The 23,307-nt window shown below is 74.0% G+C and carries 19 protein-coding genes; 10 read left to right on the top strand and 9 right to left on the bottom strand.

Translation table 11 applies throughout. The features are described from left to right. Window positions 1–22: 22 nt before the first annotated feature. Entirely contained in the window at window positions 23–853 is an 831-nt protein-coding gene (locus ABD811_RS31180; RefSeq protein ID WP_344954909.1) for a TatD family hydrolase, read from the bottom strand. 195 nt (window positions 854–1,048) lie between these two features. On the opposite strand from ABD811_RS31180, the gene ABD811_RS31175 reads away from it, so the two are divergent. Next, window positions 1,049–2,653 (top strand): ArnT family glycosyltransferase, encoded by a 1,605-nt coding sequence (locus tag ABD811_RS31175; RefSeq protein WP_344954907.1) that lies wholly within the window; start codon window positions 1,049–1,051, stop codon window positions 2,651–2,653. Between the two features lie 50 nt (window positions 2,654–2,703). On the opposite strand, the gene ABD811_RS31170 is transcribed toward ABD811_RS31175, so the two are convergent. Both ABD811_RS31170 and ABD811_RS31165 read right to left on the bottom strand, forming a co-directional pair. After that, the gene (locus tag ABD811_RS31170; protein WP_344954905.1) at window positions 2,704–4,500 is read right to left on the bottom strand and encodes a hypothetical protein; all 1,797 of its coding nucleotides are present in this window, start codon (window positions 4,498–4,500) and stop codon (window positions 2,704–2,706) included. 270 nt (window positions 4,501–4,770) lie between these two features. After that, window positions 4,771–6,201, bottom strand: a complete 1,431-nt coding sequence (locus tag ABD811_RS31165; RefSeq protein ID WP_344954903.1) for a glycosyltransferase family 2 protein — start codon at window positions 6,199–6,201, stop codon at window positions 4,771–4,773. A 442-nt stretch (window positions 6,202–6,643) separates the two neighbouring features. On the opposite strand from ABD811_RS31165, the gene ABD811_RS31160 reads away from it, so the two are divergent. Then, complete coding sequence (locus ABD811_RS31160; protein ID WP_344954901.1) at window positions 6,644–8,338, top strand: hypothetical protein; 1,695 nt, start codon at window positions 6,644–6,646, stop codon at window positions 8,336–8,338. A 79-nt stretch (window positions 8,339–8,417) separates the two neighbouring features. On the opposite strand, the gene ABD811_RS31155 is transcribed toward ABD811_RS31160, so the two are convergent. Both ABD811_RS31155 and rsmI read right to left on the bottom strand, forming a co-directional pair. Continuing rightward, a complete protein-coding gene (locus ABD811_RS31155; protein ID WP_344954899.1) occupies window positions 8,418–8,720 on the bottom strand; it encodes a hypothetical protein in 303 nt (100 codons plus the stop codon). Between the two features lie 116 nt (window positions 8,721–8,836). After that, window positions 8,837–9,709, bottom strand: coding sequence for a 16S rRNA (cytidine(1402)-2'-O)-methyltransferase (gene rsmI, locus ABD811_RS31150; RefSeq protein WP_344954897.1), 873 nt, complete (start codon window positions 9,707–9,709; stop codon window positions 8,837–8,839). Between the two features lie 92 nt (window positions 9,710–9,801). Here rsmI and ABD811_RS31145 point away from each other — a divergent pair, with 92 nt between their 5' ends. Next, entirely contained in the window at window positions 9,802–11,475 is a 1,674-nt protein-coding gene (locus ABD811_RS31145) for a dolichyl-phosphate-mannose--protein mannosyltransferase (RefSeq protein WP_344954895.1), read from the top strand. Window positions 11,476–11,514: 39 nt separating this feature from the next. Here ABD811_RS31145 and ABD811_RS31140 read toward each other — a convergent pair whose 3' ends face one another. From ABD811_RS31140 to ABD811_RS31130, 3 genes are all read right to left on the bottom strand, one after another. Continuing rightward, window positions 11,515–12,138: a DUF305 domain-containing protein gene (locus ABD811_RS31140; protein ID WP_344954893.1), complete on the bottom strand. Its 624-nt coding sequence runs from the start codon at window positions 12,136–12,138 to the stop codon at window positions 11,515–11,517. Window positions 12,139–12,226: 88 nt separating this feature from the next. After that, window positions 12,227–12,640, bottom strand: coding sequence for a hypothetical protein (locus ABD811_RS31135; protein WP_344954891.1), 414 nt, complete (start codon window positions 12,638–12,640; stop codon window positions 12,227–12,229). 62 nt (window positions 12,641–12,702) lie between these two features. Next, window positions 12,703–13,908 (bottom strand): MFS transporter, encoded by a 1,206-nt coding sequence (locus ABD811_RS31130; protein WP_344954889.1) that lies wholly within the window; start codon window positions 13,906–13,908, stop codon window positions 12,703–12,705. A 139-nt stretch (window positions 13,909–14,047) separates the two neighbouring features. On the opposite strand from ABD811_RS31130, the gene ABD811_RS31125 reads away from it, so the two are divergent. From ABD811_RS31125 to ABD811_RS31110, 4 genes are all read left to right on the top strand, one after another. Continuing rightward, window positions 14,048–15,058 carry a LacI family DNA-binding transcriptional regulator gene (locus ABD811_RS31125; protein ID WP_344954887.1) on the top strand — a complete coding sequence of 337 codons (1,011 nt, stop codon included), beginning with the start codon at window positions 14,048–14,050 and terminating at the stop codon, window positions 15,056–15,058. 33 nt (window positions 15,059–15,091) lie between these two features. Beyond that, the gene (locus ABD811_RS31120; protein ID WP_344954885.1) at window positions 15,092–16,135 is read left to right on the top strand and encodes a magnesium transporter CorA family protein; all 1,044 of its coding nucleotides are present in this window, start codon (window positions 15,092–15,094) and stop codon (window positions 16,133–16,135) included. Between the two features lie 137 nt (window positions 16,136–16,272). Then, window positions 16,273–17,262, top strand: coding sequence for a class A beta-lactamase (gene bla / locus ABD811_RS31115; protein ID WP_344954883.1), 990 nt, complete (start codon window positions 16,273–16,275; stop codon window positions 17,260–17,262). After that, window positions 17,259–18,632: an MFS transporter gene (locus ABD811_RS31110; protein ID WP_344954881.1), complete on the top strand. Its 1,374-nt coding sequence runs from the start codon at window positions 17,259–17,261 to the stop codon at window positions 18,630–18,632. The genes bla and ABD811_RS31110 overlap by 4 nt, the downstream gene beginning before the upstream one ends. On the opposite strand, the gene ABD811_RS31105 is transcribed toward ABD811_RS31110, so the two are convergent. After that, window positions 18,530–20,185, bottom strand: a complete 1,656-nt coding sequence (locus ABD811_RS31105) for a penicillin-binding transpeptidase domain-containing protein (RefSeq protein ID WP_344954879.1) — start codon at window positions 20,183–20,185, stop codon at window positions 18,530–18,532. The genes ABD811_RS31110 and ABD811_RS31105 overlap by 103 nt on opposite strands. 108 nt (window positions 20,186–20,293) lie before the next feature. Between ABD811_RS31105 and ABD811_RS31100 the strand changes: the two genes are divergently transcribed. The 3 genes from ABD811_RS31100 to ABD811_RS31090 are packed head-to-tail and all read left to right on the top strand — an operon-like array spanning window position 20,294 to window position 23,272. Further along, complete coding sequence (locus ABD811_RS31100) at window positions 20,294–21,250, top strand: LysR family transcriptional regulator (protein ID WP_344954877.1); 957 nt, start codon at window positions 20,294–20,296, stop codon at window positions 21,248–21,250. An 8-nt stretch (window positions 21,251–21,258) separates the two neighbouring features. Continuing rightward, on the top strand, window positions 21,259–22,179 hold the full coding sequence (locus ABD811_RS31095; RefSeq protein WP_344954875.1) for a serine hydrolase: 921 nt from the start codon (window positions 21,259–21,261) through the stop codon (window positions 22,177–22,179). Window positions 22,180–22,189: 10 nt separating this feature from the next. Next, window positions 22,190–23,272 carry an amidohydrolase family protein gene (locus ABD811_RS31090; RefSeq protein WP_344954873.1) on the top strand — a complete coding sequence of 361 codons (1,083 nt, stop codon included), beginning with the start codon at window positions 22,190–22,192 and terminating at the stop codon, window positions 23,270–23,272. The last annotated feature ends 35 nt before the right edge of the window (window positions 23,273–23,307 follow it).

Genomic DNA, 23,307 nt, shown 5'->3' with positions numbered 1-23,307 from the left:
GCGGATCAGGCCGGAGGACGGATCACCAGGGGCCGAAGACGCGTTCCCCGGTGGCGGCGATCGCGGCGCACAGCTCGTCCACGTCCATGCCCTTGACCTCGGCCATGAAGCGGACGGTGTGCGGGATCAGGTACGAGGAGTTCGGCTTGCCGCGGTGCGGGACGGGCGTCAGGAACGGCGCGTCGGTCTCCACCAGCACCAGGTCCGCCGGGGCCGCCCGCAGGGCCTCGCGCAGCGTCTCGGCGTTCTTGAACGTCACGTTGCCGGCGAAGCTCATCACGTAACCGCGGTCGGCGCACTCCTTGGCCATGGCGGCGTCCCCGGAGAAGCAGTGGAACACCACCTTGTCGGGGGCGCCCTCCTCGCGCAGGATGCGCAGCACGTCGTCGTGGGCCTCGCGGTCGTGGATGACCAGGGCCTTGCCGGTGCGCTTGGCGATGTCGACGTGCGCGCGGAACGAGCGGTGCTGGTCGTCCTTGGGGGCCCAGTCGCGGTAGTAGTCCAGGCCGGTCTCCCCCACCGCCCGCACCCGGGGCAGCGCGGCCATCTCGGCGATGTCGTCGAGCACCGCGTCGCTGACGCCGGCGGTCTCGTTCGGGTGGATCGCCACGCCCGCGTACACGTCGTCGTACTCGGCGGCGGTGTCGGCCGCCCAGCGCGAGGACGCCAGGTCGCAGCCGATCGTGACGATCCGCGCGATGCCCGCCGCCTTGGCCGCCGCCAGCGCCTCCTCCACCGGCACGTCCAGCATGTCCAGGTGGCAGTGGCTGTCGAAGACGCGGACCGGCAGCGGGTCGGGAAGCGGGGGGAACCGCTCCGCCGCGTAGCCGTCGGACCTGCCGGATTCGCTCACTTACCACCCTCCATCGCGCACGTTCCTCGCCGAAGAGGACGAGGACACGCAATCAAGACTACGGGCCCGGCCGGACGCGCTCGACCCCGATGACGCGGTGTTGGACGGCCCTTTGGGCCGGGTTCGCCATGCCCTTCCGGGTTCAGCCGATAACCTGCGGGAGGCCCGGACCCGGACGCGGAGAGCAGCAGCAGGATGACCGAGACCACGATGCGTGAGACGGCCGCCCCGACGAGCGCGTCCGGCAGGCGGTCCCGCGGGTGGTGGAGCCGGCCGCCCGCGCGGCTGTCGCGGCTCTCCTCGCGGCGGCGCGCGGTGCTGCTGGCGGCGTTCGTGGCGGCGTGCGCGGTGCTGGCGCAGTGGGTGCTGATGGTGCCGCCGCTGTACTTCGACCCGTACTACGTGTGGGAGGCGGCCCGGCACTGGCCGGACATCCCGCTGGACGAGTGGCCGTTCAACGAGGTCCCGCACCAGGTGACGCGGATCGGGCTGGTGCTGCCCGCCCGGCTGGTCATGGAGGTGCTGGGGCAGGGGCAGGCGGCCTACTTCGTGATCTCGGCCGCTGGCGGATGCCTGTTCTTCGTCGGCTGCTACCTGGTGGTGCGGTCGCTGTTCGGGGACGTGGCCGGGGTGGCGGCCGCGCTGCTGATGATCGTCCACCCGTTCTTCACGATCACCAACCCGTTCGGCCACGAGATCACCTGGTCGACCGGGGTGATGCTGCCGGACATGCCCGGGGCCGGGCTGTTCGCGATCGGGATGGCCGCCCTGGTCACGGCGAGCCGCCGGACGGGACGGGCGCAGACCCGGCTGCTGCTGGCCGCCGGGTTCTTCCTGGGGTCGTCGTACCTGGTCCGCGAGTTCCTGGCGTTCCTGTTCCTGCCGATCCCGCTGTACCTGTGGCTGCTGCGGATCCCGTGGCGCCGCAACGTCGTCGTGGGCGCGCCGATGGCGGCGATCCTGGCGTTCAACCTGGTGCACAACGCGCTGGTGTGGGGCAACCCGATGGCGGGGCTGCGGTCGGCGGCCGGGCACGGCGGGCGGCCCAACGAGCCGGTGACGCGGTCCTGGGCGGCGGGCTCGTTCCCCCGCGCCATGGACGACTGGCACTGGCTCGGCGTGATCTTCCTGGTGGCGCTCGGCCTCACCGTGGTGGGCTGGGCGGTGACCCGGGACCGGCGGCTGGCGCTGGTGCTGGTGTGGTTCCTGGCGCTGTGCGTGCCGATCACGCTGCTGTCCGGGGTGATCGACCCGCACGACATCTCGCTGCGGGGCTGGCTGCTGCGCTACTGGTTCTCGGTGCTGCCCGCCCTGCTGGCGGGCGGTTTCGGCGCGCTCGTCCTGCTGGCGCGGCGGCTGCCCGCGGGAGCCGCCCGGTTCCGGGTGGCGGGCGGCGTCGCCGCGGCCGTGCTGGCGGCGGCGTACATGGTGACGGCCGTGCGGGCCGTGCCCGACCTGCCGCGCGACCGCGCCTGGAACGAGCTGCGGGTCTGGCTCGGCGACCGTGACGACATCCAGGTGATCTGGGCCGACCGGCGCCTGGCGCAGACCATGACGTTCTACACCCGGTCCATGTGGGGCGACGTGCGGTGGCACGGGCAGATCCGCGACTTCGAACACGTCGTCCCGGCCCTGCCGGAGGGCGCCTACCAGGCCCCCATGCTCTACACGCGCTGGCGCGGCATGGAGTCGCAGATCGCCGCCGGTTACCGGCCGGGCCCGCAGAACGGGTGGCGGCTGCTGTGGCGGTCGTCCGACGGCGTGCTGGAGATCTGGGACCACTCCGGCCGCCACGGCTGACCTCCGGGCCGCTCAGGCGCGCTCTCAGTCCCCGGGCGGCTGAGGCGCGCTCACTTCTGGGGGGCGCTCGCTTCCGAGGGGCGCTGCCAGGCGACCCAGTCGCCCTCGGCGGTACGGTGCCTGGCCACGACGCGCCAGCCGGGCGGCGCGGTGCGCCAGGTGGCGGACGCGGAGGTGCTCTTGTCCCACGCCAGGATCACCAGGTCGACGTCGGTGGGCGGGGCCTGGTTGAGGCCGTCGAAGCCGCGCACCTCGGTCCACCACACCCAGTACAGCTGCGGCAGCCGGATCTTCCAGGCGACCGTCCAGTCGATCGCCACGGTGCGCTGGTTCCGCGGGTCGGCGATCTTCCGCAGGTCGGTCATGGCGGTGTAGTCGCGCACCAGCGGCCGGGCGATGTGCCAGGTGGCGGTGGCGTTCATGGCCAGGTGCAGGCCGACGAACAGCACGGCCAGCGTCAGAGGCCCGTGCCGGGGCACCTGGACCGCCAGCACCGCCACCGCGAGCAGCGCCAGACCGGCGAACGTTGCGGGCCACAGCCGGAACTCGTTCCAGTTCCAGGTCAGGAACGACGGCTCGGGAAAGTCGTACTTGGTGAAGGCGTAGGTGGTGAGCCGGTCTCCCGCGTACCACTGGACGATCCAGGCGGTCAGCAGGGCCAGCCCGGCCGCCGCCCCCGCCGCGACCAGCACGTTCCTACGGGACGCGCGCAGCACGAACGCCGCCCCCACCGCGAACAGGATCGGCGCCACACACGCCAGGTAACGGCCGTAGGCGTAGTTGCCCACGCGGTACTCGTCCGGCAGCGCCGCCGAGGTGGCCAGTGCGATGCCCCCGAGAACCGCGAGCACAGCCAGGGCCAGGGCGCGCAACCGTGGCGCCGTGCCCCTGCGGACGGCCACGGCCGCCACCACCACCAGCCCGATGCCCGCCAGGCCGCCCGTGGCCACGATCTGGTACCAGAGCTGGCCCGTGCCCAGCGACAGCACCCATCCCCAGCCGTCCACGGTGGTGAGCCGCTGCACGAGGTTGGCCTCGAGGTTGTTGTCCCCGTTGGGGTACATGTGCGGCAGCAGGTAGCCGTTGAGCATCGTCCCCGCCGCGGTGGCGGCGGCGAGCGGCAGCACGCCCAGGGCCGTGGCGCCCCAGGGCCGCCAGCGGAACACAACGGCCAGGCCGACCAGGCCCAGGTGCACCAGCAGGACGATGATGCCGCGCGTGTGGGTCGTGTAGGCGTAGGCGGCCAGCAGCCCGGCGCCCGCCCCGTACAGCGCCGTCCGCGCCGGGGACGCCTCGGCGGTCAGCCACGAGTGCGCGAGCAGCAGCCAGCCGAGCAGCACCACCGGCAGCACCGCGTCGGTCAGCACGAACTCGGCGTAGAACACCACGGCGGGGATCAGCGCGGTGGCGTGCGCCAGCGCGTACGACCGGCGCCGCGACAGCCCAAGGCGGCGCAGCAGGACGAAGGCCAGCGGCAGCATCGCCGCGCTGACCAGCGCGTTGATGCCGATGCACAGGCGGTAGACGGAGACCGGCTCGTCGGCCAGCCAGAACGCCGGCATCAGCAGCAGCGGATAGCCGCCGCGGTAGATCGTGCTCCAGGACAGGTCGGCGTCCGGGCCGCCGGTCAGCACCCGGGCGGCGAACAGGTACCCGGTCTCGTCGGGCGTGGCGACCGGCATGGTCTGCCCTGAGGCCAGCCACAGCCGCACCGCCACCTGCCCCAGCCAGCCGAGCAGGAGCAGCGTCCCCCAGCCGCGCAGCCGCCGCGCCGCCCGCCCGGCGCGGGGACCGGCGGTGCGGACCGGTGTGCGCGCGACCGGCAGCGTCGCCGTCTGCGGGCCCATCACGGCGCGCCGGGACGGTCGCCGGGGCTCACGGGTGGATGATCCATCGCCGAGTCAGCCTGTCACAATCCGGGCGTCAAGGCGTACGCGGGCAGAAAACGCTCAGCCAGTTCTCGGTTTCCGGCGCGCGACGCGACGCGCCGGTCACGCTGCGCCACGGCGTAGGGGCGTACGGGTTCGCGGGGTGACATGACGTTGCGCTTTCGGCGGTCCAGCGGTGCGACGGGACGAACGGGCGGCCGGGCGGCGGGACGCCGCGGCCGGTCCGTGTCAGCGTTCGGCGTCCCCGTCCTCGGCGGCGTCCCCGGCCTTCTTGGACTTGACGTTGACGACCTTGACGTTGCCACCGCCGAAGGTCTCCGCGGGCTTGGAGGCCTCGGCGGGCTTGTCGCCCTTCGCGGCCTTCGCGGACTTCGCGGGCTCGGTGTTCTCGGCGGTCTCGGCCGATTCGGCGGCCTTGGCGGTCTCGGCGGCCTTCGCGGCCTCGCGGGAGACCCGGTGGGCGGCGGCGTCCACCACGCCCGCGGCCTCCTCGGCCACGTCCACGGCCGGCGGGTGCTGACGGCGGCGGATCCGCAGGATGCTCACGAACAGCGCGGCGAACACCGCCTGCAGGCTCATCATCAGGGCGGTGGCGGCCGGGACGACGATGCGCAGCGACTCGCGCGGGTTGAGCTCGCCGAAGTTGTTGATGCGCCAGTGCAGCAGCGAGGCGATCAGCCCGCCGAGGCCCGCCAGGGCCAGCAGCCCGCCGACCACCAGGCCGCGTTCCAGGCTCAACCAGTCCATGACGCGCTTGACCCGCGGGTCGTGAGGTAGGAATCCCTCCTGCATCGCATAGACCTTGGTGAGCAGGGCGAAGATCACCGACTGGAAGCCGATGATCATGGCCGCCGAGGCGCCGACGAGGGTGTCGACGTCGAAGGCGATCTCGCCGACGGTCACCGGACCGAAGGACAGCGCGATCCCGGCGATCAGCCCGAGCGTCATAAACAGCAGGCCGGGGATCAGGAACAGCCAGCGCGGGCTGTAGAGCAGGAGGAAGCGCAGATGACGCCAGCCGTCCCGCCAGGTGTTCAGGTGCGGCGGACGCGAGCGCCCGTCCGGCGACAGCGTGGTGGGCACCTCGCGGATGTCGTACTTGGCCAGCGTGGCCTTCACCACCATCTCGCTGGCGAACTCCATGCCGCCGGTCTGCAGGCCGAGCCGCATGATCGACTCTTTGTTGAAGGCGCGCAGCCCGCAGTGGAAGTCGCCGATCTTGCTGCCGAAGAACAGCCGGCCGACGAAGCTGAGCACCGGGTTGCCCAGATACCGGTGCAGCGGCGGCATGGCGCCCGGGGCGATGCCGCCCTTGAAGCGGTTGCCCATGACCAGGTCGGCGCCGTCCCGCAGTTCCTCGAGGAACGGCAGCAGCGTCGTGAAGTCGTAGGAGTCGTCGGCGTCGCCCATGGCCACGTACTTGCCGCGGGCGGCGCGGATGCCGCCCATCAAGGCGTTGCCGTACCCCTTGTCGATGACGGGCACCACCCGGGCCCCGGCGTCGCGGGCGAGCTGCTGGCTGCCGTCGGTGCTGCCGTTGTCGGCGACGACGACCTCGCCGTCGATGCCGTGCTTCTCGAAGAACCCGACCGTCTTGCGGACGCAGGTCTCGACCGTCTCGGCCTCGTTCAGGCACGGCATCACTACGGAGAGTTCCACGCGATCTCCTTCGTTACCCCTGGTGACCGTCTGCGGTATTTTCCACTAATCTCGTCATGTCCCGCCGGGCGGCCCGTCGTACGCCATGATGCCTGTCCGGGAGGGGCGTTGCGCGCCGCTCCCACCAAGAGCGCCCGTATCGTGTTGCGCACTTGCGACCCGAACACCCGCTCCGTCACGGCCGCGGGCGGCAGGCTAGGGGGACAAGCATACGGGCACCGCGGCCCGGCGGGGGCGGGTCGGCCGTGCGGCGGCATGGCTTGATGACGCGGCGAGGGTGTGCCGCCGATCGGGGAACCGGCGACGGACAACGAGTGGGAGGTGCGGCCGTGGCGGGAAACGCGGCGCGGGGCACGGTGCTCGGTGAGGACGCGGAGGCCACGCGGTCCGGAGGGGCGACGGCGCCGGCGGGGGCGCGGCCGGACGACTCCGGAGGCGGCGCGTGACGGCCGCGCCGGAGACGCCGGAGACCACGACGCGGCGCACCGAACCCGACGGGGACGAGCCGCAGCCGCCGGACGCCTCGCCCGCGTCCCGGACGCGGGCCCTGGCCGGACGGGTGCGCGCGCTGTCGTGGCGGCAGGCCGGGCCCTGGACGCTGCGGACGGGCCGCCGCGCCGCGGGGGCGGCCGCACGCGGCACGGTCCGGGCCGGGCGCGCGCTGCGCCCCTCGGCCGTGTGGGCGTCGGCGCGCCGGCACCCGGCCTTCGCCGTGCTGCTGGCGACGGCGGCGCTGCTGCGCGTCGTGACGATGATCGGCTACCAGCCGGTCATGTTCTTCAACGACAGCTTCGACTACCTGCACGTGGCGATGAAGCCGTACCCGCACCCGCTGCGGCCCGACGGGTACTCCTTCATGCTGCTCGCGCTCAAGCCGCTGCACAGCTTCGCGCTGGTGGCGGCCGTCCAGCACCTGATGGGGCTGGCGATGGGCGTGATGATCTACGCCCTGCTGCGGCACCGGTTCCGGCTGCCCGGCTGGGGCGCCGCGCTGGCCGCCGCTCCCCCGCTGCTGGACGCCTACACCATCCAGCTCGAACACCTGGTGCTGTCGGACACGCTGTTCACCTTCCTGGTGGTGTGCACGGTGACGCTGCTGCTGTGGCGGGACCGGCCCACCCCCAAGGTCGCCGCGGCGGTGGGGCTGCTGATCGGGATGGCCTGGCTGACCCGCTCGGTGGGCCTGCCGGTGCTGCTCGGCGTGCTGGTGTTCCTGCTGATCCGGCGCACCGGCTGGCGGCTGATGGCGGTCATGCTGGCCGCGTGCATGCTGCCGGTGGTGGCCTACATGGGCTGGTTCAAGGCCGAGTACGGCAAGTTCGCCATCACCGAGAGCAACGGGATCTTCCTGTACGCGCGGGTCTACAAGTTCGCCGACTGCCACAAGATCAACCCGCCGGTGCAGGAGATGCCGCTGTGCACCGAGCCGGAGAACCGGCTGCCCAACTCCCAGGACGGCATCTGGAACGCCGCGTCCCCGCTCAACCGCTACCCGGGCCTGCGGTTCAGTCCCGAGCAGAACGCCACCGCCAACGAGTTCTCCAGGCGGGCGATCCTGTCCCAGCCGCTGGACTACCTGGGCGTGGTGGCCCACGACTTCTTCCGCGTCTTCCGGTGGGAGCGCACGGTCTTCCCGGACCGGGCCACCTACCAGCAGTACGAGTTCGGCGAGACGTCCACGGCGCTGCCGAACTGGCGGATGGACAACGACACCACGGCCGCCGACGAGGCGGTGGCCTACGAGCGCGGCCGCGCCCGGCCCCGGGTGGTCGAGCCGTTCGCCGGGGTGATCCGCGGCTACCAGGATGTGTTCTACCTGCGCGGCGCCATGGTCGGCGTCATCCTGCTGGTCGGCCTGGCCGGGCTGGGCGCGATGTGGCGGCGGGTGGGCGGCGCGGCGTTCCTGCCGTGGACGCTGGCGACCGGGCTGCTGCTGGCGCCCGCCGCGACGGCCGAGTTCGACTATCGGTACGTCCTGCCGTCGGTGCCGCTGGCGTGCCTGGCGGCCGGCCTGGCGTTCGCGCCCGAGGCGCGGTCGCGGCTGGCGGGCCTGGTGCGGCGCCGCGGCGCCGAGCCCGCCGAGCGGACCGAGACCGAGCTGATCGAGGAGAAGGTCCCCGAGGTCGCCGCCAAGTGACGGCACGCGGGTTTCACGCGATCACGCGAGGCCCGCGGCCGAGACGTCCGGCCGGGGCGCGGCCACCAGGCGGGCGGGGCTACCAGGCGTGCAGGCGGCGGAGGCGGAACACGATCTCCAGGTCGTCCCTGGCGGCGGCCTGGGCCTGGGCCCGTTCCCGCCGCCGCGTCCCGGGGAACGTCTTGACGTTCTGGCAGCGGCACCGCGGGCAGACGTGGTCGAGCCAGGGGGTGGTGCAGGGATGCCCCTCGTGCGAGTACACCACCACCTCGCCGCCGTGACCGTCGGCGGTATGGATCACCTCGAACTCCTCAGGCCAGGTGGTCAGGCAGTTGAGGCATTCGTAGACCCAACTCTCGTGGCTGGACCATGTGTCTCGCACAGGCCCCCACCTCCTCGGTGACGCCACATCGCGTCCGGGACACCCGGTGTGTCGGGCGACGCGGTGCATGACCAAATATTCCCCGATTGCAGGCTTTTGGACCGTGCCGGAGGAGGTCAGTGTTCCCTGTCCCGCTTGGCCGCGACGACCGCGTCGTAGACGTCCCGCCGGGGCACGCCGGTGGCCTTGGCGACCTCGCCGATGGCCTGCTTGCGGGGCGTTCCGGCGGCCTCGCGGGCGGCGACCTCGGCGGCCAGGTCGGCCGGTTCGGCGGTGCCGTCCGGCTCGGGCGCGCCGCCGACGACCAGGGTGATCTCACCGCGGACCCCGTCCGCCGCCCAGTCCGCCAGCTCGCCGAGCGTGCCGCGCCGCACCTCCTCGAAGGTCTTGGTCAGCTCGCGGCAGACGGCGGCGGGCCGCCCGGCGCCGAACGCCTCGGCCATCGCCGCCAGCGTGGCGGCCAGCCGGTGCGGGGCCTCGAAGAACACCATGGTGCGCGGCTCGGCGGCCAGCGCCGCCAGGCGCCGGGCCCGCTCTCCGGGACGGCGCGGCGGGAACCCCTCGAAGCAGAACCGGTCGGTCGGCAGCCCCGACACCACCAGGGCCGTGGTCACCGCGGACGGGCCGGGCAGCACCGTGACCGGCACGCCCTCGGCCACGGCCGCGCGGACCAGCCGGTAGCCGGGGTCTGAGACGCCGGGCAGGCCCGCGTCCGTGACCACCAGCACGTCCCGTCCGGCCAGCAGCTCGGCGAGCAGCTCGGCGGCGCGGGCGCGTTCGTTCTGGTCGTAGTAGGACACCACCCGCGCGTGCGTCTCGACGCCGAGGTCGGCGGCCAGCCGGCGCAGCCGCCGGGTGTCCTCGGCCGCGATGATCTGCGCGTCGGCCAGTGCGGCGCGCAGCCGCGGCGACGCGTCGTCGGCCCGTCCGATGGGCGCCGCGGCCAGCCGCAGGGTGCCCGTCGCGCCGTCCGCCTCGTTCCCCGTCACGTCCCCATTGTCCCGCCGCCGGGACGCCGCCCTGACCACGAAGGGTTCGCCATGCAACCATCGGGTTACCGTCCCGCCCGTACCATGGCGGAATGGCGATGACGGATCTGGCCCCGGCTCGGGCCTCCGACGAACCGCGGAGGACGCCCCCTCTGCGCGACCGGCTGTCCCCGCCGGTTCCGGGCAGCGCCCTGCTGGGCTGGCTGGGGCCGCTGCTGGTGACCGCGTTCGCCGCCTTCCTGCGCTTCGACCGGCTGAGCGTGCCCAAGACGGTGGTCTTCGACGAGACCTACTACGCCAAGGACGCGCTGTCGCTGCTGAAGTTCGGCTGGGAGCACAGCACCGTCAAGGACGCCGACAAACTTCTCATCAAGGACCCGAACGCGCACATCTGGGCGGAGGGGCCGTCGTTCGTCGCCCATCCCCCGGGCGGCAAGTGGATGATCGCCATCGGCGAGTGGCTGTTCGGCGCCACGCCGTTCGGGTGGCGGTTCATGCCCGCGCTGTTCGGCACGCTGGCGGTGCTGGTGCTGTGCCGGGTGGCCCGCCGGATGACCGGCTCGACCCTGCTGGGCTGCGCCGCCGGGCTGCTGCTGGCGCTGGACGGGCTGCAGTTCGTCACCAGCCGGGCCGCGCTGCTGGACGTCTTCGTGCAGTTCTGGATCATCGCCGCGTTCGCGTGCCTGGTCAACGACCGGTTCCGGTCCCGCGCCGAGCTGGCCGACCGGATCGACGCGCGGGGCGGCCCGGACGCCGGGTCCCCCTACGGGCCGTTCCTGGTCCACGGGTGGCTGATCGCCGCCGGGGTGTGCCTGGGCATGGCCTGCGCCACCAAGTGGACCGGCGTCTTCTACGTCGCCGCGTTCGGGCTCATGGTGCTGTTCTGGGACTTCGGCGCCCGCCGCGCGGCGGGCGTGCCGCGGCCGCTGGACGGCACGCTGCTGCTGACGGCCGTCCCGGCCTTCGTGCAGCTGGTGGTCGTCGCGGCCCTCACCTACCTGGCCTCCTGGTGGGGCTGGATCTTCCGGCCGGGCGGCTGGGGACGCGGCGAGGTCGCCGGCAGCCCGCCGCTGCGTCCGTTCGAGGCCCTGCCGGACCTGTGGCGCTACCACGTCGAGATGTGGAACTTCCACAACGGGCTGGACTCCAAGCACCCGTACCAGTCGTGGCCGTGGGACTGGCCGATCCTGCGCCGTCCCGTGGCGTTCTTCTACTCCGAGCCCAAGGGCGGCTGCGGCGAGGCCGCCCGCTGCTCGCGGGAGATCCTCGGCATCGGCACGCCCGCGCTGTGGTGGGGCGGGCTGATCGCCCTCGTGGTGGCGGTGGGGCTGTGGCTGGTGGCGCGGGACTGGCGGGCGGGCGCCATCCTGCTGGGGTACACGGCGGGCTGGCTGAGCTGGTTCCCCAACGCCTTCGCCGACCGCACGATGTTCCTGTTCTACACGACCCCGATGATCCCGTTCATGGTGCTCGCGGTGGTGCTGACGCTGGGCGTGCTCATCGGGCCGCAACCGACGCGGGCCGCCGCGCTGACCCGCCTGCCCCGGTTGTACGGCACGGCGGCGGCCGCCCCGGCGGAGACCGCGGCGAAGATCGGCGGCGTGCTGGCCCGGATGGAGACCCGCCGCATGGTGGGGGCGGCCATCGCGGGCGCGTTCATCCTGGTGGTGCTGGCGAACTTCGCCTACTTCTACCCGGTGCTGGCGGCGAAGGTGATCTCGTACGACGAGTGGCACGCCCGGATCTGGTTCAAGGACTGGATCTGACGTCCGGCCCGCGTCCGGGCGTGCCGTCCCGCCTGGCCGCTACTGCTTGAGCAGGGCCTTCATCCGGTCGATCTCGGCCTGCTGGGTCCTGATGATGGCGGCGGCCAGGTTCCTGGCTGCCGGGTCGGCGCCCTTGGCCTGCTCCTGCCGGGCCATGGCGACCGCGCCTTCATGGTGCTCGATCATCATGGTGAGGAACTCGCGGTCCAGGCGTTCGCCCTTCAGCCTGCCGAGCTGCTCCATCTGCTCCTCGGTCATCATGCCGTGCATGGCGCCGCCGCCGTGAGCGCCGTGCTCGCCGTGGCCGCCCGCACCCATGTCGTCGTCCTCGGCGGGGACCTCGGCGCCCCACGCGCGGAGCCATCCGGTCATGGTCTCGATCTCGGGCGCCTGGGCCTTCTCGATCTGCTGGGCGAGCCGCCGGACCTGCGCGTCCTGGCTGCCCTTGATGACGATCCGGGACATCTCCACGGCCTGGCGGTGGTGCGGGATCATCATCTGCGCGAACGTGACGTCCTGGGCGTTGTGCCGCGCCGTGGCGGACGCGGTCGCCGACGGGCTCGCCGAGGCGGCCGCACCGTCCGCGCCGCCGTCGTCGCCCCCGCCGCAGGCGGCCGTACCGATGAGGACGACCGCGATGATCGTCGCGAGCTTCTTGGTCACTTGGTTCTCTCCTTGCCGGACGAGCTGTTCCAGGGCATGCGGAATGCGCGATCGGCACCGGGGACGACCCGGCACCGGCCGCGGCCTGTCACAGCCTCAGCACGGAGAGTTGGTAGACGTTGGGCGGCCGCGCCTTGGGCGGGCCCCGGCGCGACGGCGGCGCGCCGCCGGACACGGCCCGTACGGGCAGCAGGGCGATCGGACGTACCGTCCCGGCGAACAGCAGCAGCGCGATCGTCAGGAGGGCGAAGCACACGGTGCCCGCAGAGCAGCCCGCCAGGTGCCCGGCGCCGTGCGCCGGCCCGACGGTCTCATGGTGGCCGCCCGTGGCGTGGCCCATCGCCGACGACGGCAGGTGAACCGCGGGCACGGGCAGCGGTGCGGAGACGTGCACGGGGGACGGGGAGGCGGTGACGCCGTGCATCATGAACAGCCCGGCGAGCAGCCCCAGCCCGAGCAGCGTCAGCAGGACGCCGCGCGGCGACGGCCCCGATCCCCTCACGGCATCCCACTCTAGTGCGTGTGCCCGCCGTCACACTCGGCGACCGTCACACTCGGCGACCGTCAGACCCGGGCCGTCTGCGGGCGGACGGCGTCGGACGGCTTGCGGGCGAACGTCCGGCGGCCCAGCAGGCAGCACGCCAGCGCGAGCGCGCCGCCCACGCCCGCTCCGGCGAACGCGCCGGGCACGCCGGCGAGGTCCTGCCCGAGGCCGGCGACGGCCGAGCCCACCGAGTTGCCGACGCCGAAGGCCGCCACCACCCAGGCGAACGCCTCGGTCACGGTGCCGGCGGGGGCGAGCCGGTCGACGAGCGAGAACGCGCACGCCAGCATCGGCGCCAGGAAGACGCCGCTGAGGAACGCCAGCGCGGTCATGAGCGGCAGCGCGGGCGCCCACACCAGCGGCACGTAGCCCGCCGCCAGCGCGCCCATCAGCCACGGCATGCGCACGTGCGGCTCGCCGCGCCACTGCCTGGCCCCGTACACCAGGCCGCCGGCGAGCGCACCGGCGGCCATCGCGGCCAGCAGCAGCCCGGACGCGGCGTCGTTGCCCTCGCGTTCGGCGTAGGCGACGACGGCCACCGCGTACACGCCGAGGGCGATGCCCGCGCAGGCCAGGGCCAGCAGCAGCACCCGCAGGCCGCCGGAGCGCAGCGGTCCCGCCCAGTCGGCGGCGCGCGCCTCGCCGCGCCAGCGGCGCGACGGCCTCGACAGTGTGACCACGAGGGTCCCGGCGATGCCGAGCGCGCCGGTCAGCAGCAGCGCGGCCTCGGTGGAGATCGCGGCGGCGGCCACCACGAGCAGCGGCCCGGCCGTGAACAGGATCTCCTGGGCGGCCGCGTCCAGCGCGTACGCGGCCTGGACCTGCGCGGGCCCGGGCAGGACGGAGGTCCACAGCGCGCGCAGCCCGGCCTCCAGCGGCGGCGTGGCGAACCCCGCGAGGATCACCGCGCCGACCGCGACCGGCAGCGGTTCGGCGCCGACGGCGGCCAGCAGGGCGAACCCGGCGGCGGACAGCACGGCGGCGGGCACCAGCACGCGGGGCTGGCCGTAGCGGTCCATGGCGCGGCCGAGCACGGGCTGCCCGGCGGCCATGGCCAGGCCGAACACCCCCGCCAGGGTGCCCGCGAGCGGGTAGCCGCCGCCCTCGTCGCGCACGTGCAGCACGACCGCCAGCACGCCCATGCCGTTCGGCAGGCGGCCGAGCAGCGTGCCGCCGAGCAGGCGGGCGGCGTACCGCGTCCGCAGGAGGCCGAGGTAGGCGCGCATTCCACTCCCGGGGTTTGTCATACGTATTACTTCCCGTCATACGTACCACTTTCCACCCCTCGCGCTCTAGCCTGATTCCACTGCGGTCCGGTGCGGCTGGCCGATCGGGCCGACCGAAAGCCGACGGCGAGGAGGCGCTGTGCCCACGACCAGGCGCCCCACCAGCAGGGACGTCGCGCAGGCGGCCGGGGTCTCGCAGTCGACCGTCTCCCTGGTGCTGGGCGGCAAGTGGTCCGGCCGGGTCTCCCCCGCGACCGCGCGCACGGTGCGGCGGGCGGCCGAGCGGCTCGGCTACCGGCCCAACCTGGCCGCGCGCAACCTGCGGCTCGGCACGACCCGCACGGTGCTGCTGGTGGTGCCGACGCTGAGCAGCACGTTCTTCGGCGCCGTCTACACGGGCGCGGCCGAGGTCGCCGCGCGGCACGGGTTCGGCGTCGTGGTGTACCCGTGGCCGGACGACACACGGCCCGGCGACGCCTCGTCCCAGGTCGGCCCGTTCGCCTCGCCCCGGGAGGCCATCGACGGGGTCCTGGCCTCGTCGCTGGCCGTGGAGGTGCTGGAGGAGTTCAGCGACACCCCGGCGGTGATGCTCGACAACGACCCGGCGGGCGCGACGCCCACCGTCGACTTCGCCGTGGCCGACGGCATGCGGGCCCTGGCCGCGCATCTGGGCGCGCTGGGCCACCGCCGGTTCGGGCACGTCGCCGCCGCCGTCGACCAGTGGACGTTCCACGAGCGCGGCGCCGCGCTGGCCGCGGCCGTGGCCGCCCTGCCCGGCGGCGAGCTGGTCCGCACCACGACGGCGATCGACGCGGGCGCGGCCAAGGAGGCGGCCGGACGGCTGCTGGACCGCCCGGCCCGCCCCACCGTCCTGGTCTGCGACGACGACCTCATGGCGGCGGGCGCCTACAAGGCCGCGCGGGCGCGGGGCCTGGACATCCCGCGCGACCTGTCGGTCACCGGGTTCGACGACGACGTGCTGGCCACCGCGCTGGAGCCGGAGCTGACCACCGTCCGGCTGCCCGCCCGCCGCCTCGGCGCCGAGGGCATGACGGCGCTCCTCGAACTCCTGGACGGCCGCCGCCCCGAGCCCCGCTCCCTCCCCGCCGAGCTCGTCGTCCGCACGTCCACCGCCCCTCCCCATCGCTGAGCGGCCGTGGTGAACGGCGGTATAAGGAAGCGCATGGAAAAGCCGCCCTCTGAGACCGACGCCGCCGCTCATCCGGACAACCGCATCGGCACTCACCCCCCGCGTACGCGACTCTGGCGGCGTGGCCGGGTGGTGGCCGAGGGGTTCCCCGTCGCGGACATCAGTGACCATCTGGAGCTGCCGGACACGGTGGTGTGGCTGGACCTGTGCGGGCCCCGCGACGGCGAGCTGCACGTGGTGAAGGAGGAGTTGGGGCTGGACCCGGTGGCCGTGGAGGACGCGGTGTCCCGGCATGAGCGCGCCAAGCTCGACCGCTACAGCGAGTACTCGTTCCTCAACGTGTACGTGCCGGACGTCGTGGGCGGCGGGCTGCGGATGCACGAGGTGTCGGCGTTCATCACGCCCCGGGCGCTGGTGACCGTCCGGCAGGACCCGGGGTTCGACGTGGACGAGCTGGTCCGCCGCTGGGACGACCACCTGCGCATCCCCCGCACGGACGATCCCCGGGACACCATGGCGCTGCTGGTGTACGGGCTGCTCGACCTGACCGTGGACCGGCAGCTGGACGCCGCGCAGGCCCTGGACGACGACGCAGACGAGCTGGAGGAGCTGGTCTTCGACGAGTCGTTCCAGGTGCGGGAGATCCAGCTGCGCAGCTACCGGCTGCGCAAGAACCTGTTCACGCTGCGCCGGGTCGCGCTGCCCATGCGGGAGATCGCCGGCACGCTGCTGTGGCGCGACGCCGACCTGGTCACCGAGCCGCTGGTCCCCTACTACCGCGACCTGTACGACCACACGCTGCGCGCCGGCGAGTGGATCGACGGGCTGCGCGAGCTGGTCGCCAACCTGCTGGACACCCGGATCGCGCTGCAGGGCAACCGGCTCAACGAGGTGATGAAGAAGGTCACCAGCTGGGCCGCGATCATCGCCGTGCCAACCGCGATCACCGGGTTCTACGGCCAGAACGTCCCCTACCCGGGCTCGCAGCAGCACTGGGGGTTCGTCCTCAGCGCCCTGCTCATGGTCGTGTGCAGTGCCGGGCTCTACGTGTTGTTCAAAGCACGCGACTGGCTTTGAGCGAGGAAAATCCCGGCGTCTTGCAGCGTTTATTGCGTTCTTCATATCGTCCGGCAGGCCATATCAATATTGGACATGGGTGCGCGGGGTCTGGTCTGCTTCCTGGCGTCCGGAGATCACCGACCGACGAGGACCAGATGATCGAGCGAGAAGACGAACGTCGCCGGCGGCCGTGGCGGAGGCTGGGCGCGGCGGCGCTGGCGGCCTCCCTGCTGTTCGGCGGGACCGCCTGCGGCGCGGCGCCGGAGACCAACGCGGCCACCCGAGGCGCCGCCTCCCAGCAGACGCCGGTCGCGGCGTCCGGCCAGGCCGAGGTCACCAAGCGGCTGCGCGAGCTTGAGGCGTCGTACAACGGACGCATCGGCGCGTTCGCCATCGACACCGCCACCGGCAAGGTCGTCGGCCACCGGACGCACGAGCGCTTCGCCAGCAACTCCACGTTCAAGGCCATCCTGTGCGGCGCGATCCTCAACAAGGCGCGCACGACCGACCCGGGCCTGCTGGACCGCAGGCTCCACTGGACGGCGGAGGAGGCGAAGAAGGCGGGGCACGCCCCCGTCACCGGCCTGCCCGAGAACATCGAGAACGGGCTGACCACGGCGCAGCTGTGCCACGCGACCATCACCACCAGCGACAACGGGGCCGCCAACGTGCTGCTCAAGCAGATCGGCGGGCCCCGGGGCATGACCCGGTACTACCGTTCGCTCGGTGACCCGACCGGACGGCTGGACCGGTACGAGCCCGAGCTGAACGAGTGGGAGCCGGGCGGGAAGCTCGACACGATCATGCCCGCGTTCATGGCCCGGAACCTCGCCGCCCTCACCGTCGGCGACGCGCTGGTGCCCGAGGACCGCCGGCAGCTCGTCGCATGGATGAACGCCACCACCACCGGCTACGAGCGCATCCACGCCGGGCTGCCGAAGGACTGGACCGTCGGCGACAAGACGGGAACCGGTGGCGGCAAGTACGCGCTCGCCAGTGACATCGCGATCGCCTCGCCGCCGTCCGGCGCACCGGTGATCATCGTGGTGTACACCAACCGCGACGGCGCGCACCCCGAGATCGACAACGGCGTCATCGCGCAGACCGCGTCTGTGCTGGCGCGCGGCCTGGGCAAGATGCCTTGACCGTCGCGTCCCCCTCTGGCCACCCGCCGCCCGCCCCGAGCGAGCGGCGGGTGGCCGCCGTCGTGGTGGCCGGGAACCTGCCCGCCGCGCTCGGCTTCTACGCGGTGATGGCGCACGTGGTGGTGCACCTGCGCGACGACGTGGGCCTGCTGGCGGGGATGATCGGGCTGGTGCTGGGCACGCGCGTCGGCGTCCAGTACGCGCTGTACCTGGCGGTCGGGCCGGTCACGGACCGGATCGGCGCGGCGCGCGCCGCTGCGGTCGCCTGCGCGCTGCGGGCGGTGGGGTTCGCCGTGCTCGGCGCCGCGGACGGCCTGTCCGGGCTGTTCGGAGCGGCGGTGCTGCTGGGCGCGGGGGGCGCGCTGTTCCATCCCGCGACGCGTTCGCTGCTGGCCGGGCTGGACGCGCGGCGCCGCGCGCGGGGGTTCGGCGCGTACGCCGCCGCCGGTCAGGTCGCGGCCGTCGCGGGCCCTACGGCCGGGCTGGTGCTGCTGTCGGGCGACGTGCTCGGCGCGCTGGACGGCGGTTTCGGGCTGCTGTCGGGCGTCGCGGCGGCGGCGTGGGCGATGGCGGCCGTGCTGTTCGCGTCGCTGCGGGAGCCGGGACGGGCGCGGCGCCGCTCCTCACCCGGCGTGGGACGCTCGGTGCTGGCGGTGCTCCGGGACCGCCCGTATGTCCGGTTCATCGTGCTGGCCGCGCCCACGACGCTGCTGCCCACCCAGACGTCGGTGGTCGTCCCGCTGAAAGGCTTCGACCCGGGCGTCACGACGCTGTACCTGTGCGTGTCGGCGGCGGTCTCGGCGGCCGTCCAGCCGTGGTGCGCCGGCACCGGCCGCCGTGGCGGCGGGGTACGGGCCGCGCGCGCGTGGGTCATGCCGGTCAGCCTGGCGCTGGCGGGCACCGGTTACCTGCTGATGGTCCCGCTGGACGACCACGGCGCCGCGTCCGTCGCCGCGCTGGTGGGGGTCGCGGTGCTGCACGGGTTCTCCTACGGTCTGCTGGAACCGGCGGTGTTCCAGAACGTCGCCCGGCACGCGCCGCCCGCGCAGGTCGGCGCGTACTACGGGGTGATGGCGTTCGTGGGCGGGGTCGTCGCGGTCGTGGGCGGCCTGGCCGTCGGGCGCCTGTTCGACCTGGGGCCCGCGGGGGCGGCGGCGGCGCTCGCCGGGCTGGGAGTGCTGGCGCTCGCCACCGCCGCCTGGCCCGCGGCCGGTTACGCCCGCCAGGCCGCGTTCCGTTACGCCGCGTCCCGTCAGGCCGCGTCCCGTCAGGCCGCGTCGCGCAGGAACTTCGCCGCGACCGGCGCGGCCGCCTCGGCGCCCGTCCCGCCGCCCTCGACGACCACCGCGAAGGCCAGGTCGCCCCGGTAGCCGATGAACCAGGCGTGGGTCGGCGGGTTGTCGCCGGAGCCGTACTCGGCGGTGCCGGTCTTGCCGGCCGTTCCCGCCGGGAAGCCGACCGCGGCGGCCGTGCCCTCGCTGACCACGGCGGGCATCAGGGTGCGCAGCGCGGACCGCACGCCCGGTTCCAGCCGGCGCGGCGGCTCGGGCCTGCGGCCGCCCGCGTCCAGCGCCTGCCCGGCCAGCGCCGCGTCCACCAGCCGGGGCGAACGCCACGTGCCGGTGGCCGCGGCCGCGGCCACGCTCGCCATGTTGAGCGGGCTGGTCAGCACCTCGCCCTGCCCGAACGAGGCGGACGCGAACGCGGTGTCGTCCTTGACCGGCGGGTAGGACGCGCGGACCGCCGGCAGCCCGCCGATGATCGGCGCGTTGAACCCGAACTGCTCGGCGACCTGCGCCAGCCGCTCCTGGCCGAGCCGGTCGACGGCCATCCGCGCGAACGTGGTGTTGCACGAGTGCGCGAACGCCTCGCGGAACGGCACCGTCCCGAAGTCCTCGTTCTTGTAGTTCTTGAACGTGCGGCCGCCGACGTTGGTGGTGGCGGGGCAGCCGACCCGGCTGGTCACGTTCACCCCGCCGGCCACCAGCGCCGCCGCCGTGACGACCTTGAACGTCGACCCGGGCGGGTAGCGGCCCATCAGCGCCCGGTTGTAGCCGCCCGGCTTGTTGGCCACGGCCAGGATCTCGCCGGTGGACGCGCGCAGCGCCACCAGCGAGGCGGGCTTGCCGACGTCGGCGAGGGCCTGGCTGGCCGCGCGCTGCGCCTTGGGGTCGACGGTGGTGCGCAGCGGCGTTCCGCCGGTGCCGCCGAACCGGTGCAGCGTCTGGACGACCTGGTCGTCCGCGCCGACGATCTGCACGGCCAGCGCCGGGGTCCCGGCGAGCCGCCGCTCGTACTGCCGCTGCAGTCCCTCGACGCCCGCCAGGTCGCCCTCGCGGTAGGGGGCGCCCAGCTCGCGGGCGGACTTGGCGTCGAGCTTGCCGACCGCGCCGACGAGCTGCTGCACCGAGCCGGACTGCACGCTGTCCAGGTCGCTGCCGTCGGCGGCCCGCACGGCGGCCCGGTCGGGCCAGGAGCGGGTGGCGCGCAGCCGCTGCCCCTCGCGCAGCGTCGGGTAGACGACCCGCGGCGACCAGTCCACCAGCCACTCGCCGTCGCGCTTGGTGAACGGCAGCGTGCCGGTGTACGCCCAGACGCGGCCGCCCGCAAGCGTCAGTTCCGCGCGGTAGGAGCCGCCCGCCTCGTCGTCCTTGGGATCGCCGATCGCCGTCACCCGGTACCGCTGCCGGACGACGCCCACGTCGTCGCGCATCCGGGTGAAGATCTGCCGGAAGTCGGCGGGCGGGTCGGCGGTCAGCGTCCGCATGGTCTCGACGTCGCCGCGTTCCCACGCGGCCAGGTAGCGTTCGGCGGTGTCGCGCGGGCCCTCGTCGGCGCGCAGCACCCAGACCGCCCCCACCCCGACGACCAGGGCCGCGGTCGCGACCAGCGCGACGACCAGGATCCCCCGAGATCGGCGCATCGCCCCTCCCTTTCTCTCGTTGCCCGGACAGCACACCAGTTGACCAGCGAAAAGTCCAAGAGCGATATGAGTGTCGCAGTGATAGGCGAATCGATATGATCGCTGCTCGTGAACCTCGTCGGTCATCTCTATTGCTTCGTCGCGGTGGCCGAGGAACTGCACTTCGGGCGGGCCGCGGACCGGCTGGGCATGGCACAGCCGCCGCTCAGCCAGCGCATCCAGCGGCTGGAGCGCGAGCTCGGCGTGCGGCTGTTCGAGCGGTCCAGCCGCCGTGTGGAGCTGACCGTGCCCGGACGGCTGCTGCTGGAGGAGGCCCGTGAGATCCTCGCCCGGGTGGACCGCATCCACTCCCTGGCCGAACGCGCCCGCCGCGGCGAGCTGGGCGCGTTGCGCGCGGGCGTGCCGGCCGACCTGACCGGCGCCGTCGTCGCCGCGTTGATCGCCGAGTTCCGCGCCCGCTGTCCCGAGGTGCGCCTGGAGCTGCGCGAGATCGGCACGGCCGAGCAGATCCGCGCGCTGGCCGAGGGCGCGCTGGACGTCGGCGTGCTGCGCCATCCCTGCGAGGTGCGCGATCTTGGCCTCGGGCCCATGCTCGGGCAGCCGGTGGGCGTGCTGGTGCCGTCCGGCGACCCGCTGGCCGCCGCACCCGAGGTGCACCTGGCCGACCTCACCGGGCGCGACCTGGCGCTGTTCTCCCGTGACGAGGCGCCCGGCCCGTACGACGAGCTGCTGGCGGCGTGCCGCCGGCACGGGTACGACCCGGCCGCCGTGCACGAGGCGCGGCAGCCGCAGTTCGCCGTCGGGCTGGTGCTGGCGGGGTCCGCGGTGGCACTGACGCCCCGTACCCCCGAGACGTCCGGCGTCACGTGGCTGCCGCTCGTCGGCGAGCCGCTGCTGCTGCGCGTGTCGTGCGCCTGGCGCCGCGACGCCGGCAACGAGCACGCGGTGGCCGAGTTCACCGCCGCCGCCACCGGCGTGCTGTGCGCGCAGGCCGGGATGTCGCCGCTGCCGTCCGCGCCGCCGCGCCGCGTCGTCCCCCGTCCGGCCTCGGGGTTCCTGGCATGAAGGGGCGTATGGACACGCAACTGGACCGGATCGAGGCGGCGTTCCGCGACGCGGGCGTGACCGGGTACCTGCACGCCGTCGACGTGGACTCCGGGCGGGAGATCGGGCTGCGCGCCGACGAGCCGGTGGTGCTGGCGTCGGTGTTCAAGGTGCCGCTGCTGGTGACGTTCTTCCGGCACGCCGCGGCCGGGCGGCTCGACCCGGCCGCGCGGGTCACGCTGCGTCCCGAGGACCGCTGCGACGGCCCCACGGGCGTGTCCACGCTGCTGGACGAGGTGCGCATGTCACTGCGCGACCTGGCCTGCCTGATGATCACTGTCAGCGACAACACCGCCGCCGACGCGGTGTTCGCCGCCGTCGGCCCGGAGGCGGTGGACGCCACCGTCGCCGAGCTGGGACTGCACGCCACCCGCGTGATGGGCTCCGGCCGCGACCTGCACGCCATGATGCTGGCCGACGGCGGCGTGGACGACCTCGGCGAGCTGTGGGCGCGGCTGGGCGAGCCGGGGGTGCTGCAGCGGCTGCGCGCGCTGGACCCGCTGAGCACCAGCCGCAGCACGCCCCGCGAGATGGCCCGGCTGATGGCGATGATCTGGCGGGACGAGGCCGCACCGCCCGCCGAGTGCGCGCAGATGCGGCGGTTCTTCGGCCTGCAGGTGTGGCCGCACCGGCTGTCGTCCGGGTTCCCCTACGACGACGTGCGCGTCAGCGGCAAGACCGGGACGCTGCCCACGATCCGCAACGAGATCGGCGTCGTGGAGTACCCCGACGGCGGCCGTTACGCCGTGGCGGTGTTCACCCGGTCGCTGCTGCCGACCGCCGTGCTGCCGCAGGCCGACGCGGTCATCGGCACGTCCGCGCGGCTGGCCGTGGAGGCGCTGCGCCGCCCGCTGCCCCGGGTGGCGGATAGGGCCGGGTCCTCGGGGTAGCCGAGGGCTCGTGGGCGAGGTGCTGCGCGTACGCGGGGTGGCGCTGCCGTCGGAGGAGTCCGCCGAGTTCTGGATCGCCGGGGGCGTGCTGTCGCGTGAGCCGGTCCGCGACGCGGTGACCGTGGTGGACGGGGGGTGGCTGCTGCCGGGCCTGGTGGACGCGCACACGCATCCGGGCGCCGAGCGGCCGGGCGACCCGCTGGACGCGGAGCTGCTGCGGCGCCATGGGCGTGAGCACCTGTCCGCCGGGGTGACGCTGTTGCGGGTGCCCGGCTCGGCGGGTCGGCTGCCGGGCTGGTTCGGCACGGAGCCCGATCAGCCGCGGGTCGTCTCGGCGGGGCGCTGGCTGGCCCTGCCCGGCCGGTTCTACGCCGGCTGGGCCAGGCACGTCGAGGCGGCGGATCTGGCCGACGCGGCCGTGGAGGAGGCGCTGGCGTCCGGCGGCTGGTGCAAGGTGTACGCCGACTGGGTGGGCGACGAGCACGGCCTGGACGATCCGCCGCTGCCGGCCGGGCGGCTCGCCGAGGCGACCCGGCGGGTGCACGCGGCGGGCGGACGCGTCGCCGTCCACGCGCAGACGGCGGCGGGCGCGCAGGCCGCCGTGCGGGCCGGCGTGGACAGCCTCGAACACGGGCTCGGCCTGGACGTCTCGCTCCTGGACCGGATGGCCGCCCAGGGGACGGCGCTGGTGCCGACGTTCACGGTGTGGGAGACGTTCGCCGAGGTGGCGAAGGCTTCGCGGTCGCGGCGGTTCCGGGAGTGGTTCCGGGCCGCACGCGAAGGGCTGGGGCCGCTGGTGGCGGCGGCGCACGAGGCCGGGGTGACGGTGCTGGCGGGCACCGACAGCTACGGCACGTCCGTGCTGCCGCACGGCAGGGTGGCCGGTGAGGTGCGTCACCTGGTCGCGGCGGGGGTCCCGGCGGACGCGGCGCTGGGCGCGGCGTGCTGGACGGCGCGTTCGTTCCTCGGCTTCCCGGGGCTCGAACACGGCGCCGCGGCGGATCTCGTGGCGTTCGAGGACGATCCGCGCGCCGATCCGCGGGTGCTGGCGCGTCCGGCGCGCGTCGTGCGGGGCGGCCGGGTCGTCCGCTGACCGGCGCGGCACGACCGCGTGACCGCGCCCGGCGG

Origin of the sequence: Actinomadura miaoliensis (assembly GCF_039536785.1) — a bacterium.
Lineage (GTDB): Bacteria > Actinomycetota > Actinomycetes > Streptosporangiales > Streptosporangiaceae > Spirillospora > Spirillospora miaoliensis.
The sequence above is the reverse complement of the archived record's forward strand: the minus strand, read 5'-3'. Positions and strand labels throughout refer to the sequence as shown.

Excerpts from the sequence above, each read along its gene's own strand:
- ABD811_RS31170 (WP_344954905.1), bottom strand. The coding sequence starts at position 4,500 with ATGGGCCCGCAGACGGCGACGCTGCCGGTCGCGCGCACACCGGTCCGC.
- ABD811_RS31145 (WP_344954895.1), top strand. The coding sequence starts at position 9,802 with ATGGCGATGACGGATCTGGCCCCGGCTCGGGCCTCCGACGAACCGCGG.
- ABD811_RS31120 (WP_344954885.1), top strand. The coding sequence starts at position 15,092 with ATGGAAAAGCCGCCCTCTGAGACCGACGCCGCCGCTCATCCGGACAAC.
- ABD811_RS31095 (WP_344954875.1), top strand. The coding sequence starts at position 21,259 with ATGGACACGCAACTGGACCGGATCGAGGCGGCGTTCCGCGACGCGGGC.
- ABD811_RS31130 (WP_344954889.1), bottom strand. The coding sequence starts at position 13,908 with ATGCGCGCCTACCTCGGCCTCCTGCGGACGCGGTACGCCGCCCGCCTG.
- ABD811_RS31105 (WP_344954879.1), bottom strand. The coding sequence starts at position 20,185 with ATGCGCCGATCTCGGGGGATCCTGGTCGTCGCGCTGGTCGCGACCGCG.
- ABD811_RS31175 (WP_344954907.1), top strand. The coding sequence starts at position 1,049 with ATGACCGAGACCACGATGCGTGAGACGGCCGCCCCGACGAGCGCGTCC.
- bla (WP_344954883.1), top strand. The coding sequence starts at position 16,273 with ATGATCGAGCGAGAAGACGAACGTCGCCGGCGGCCGTGGCGGAGGCTG.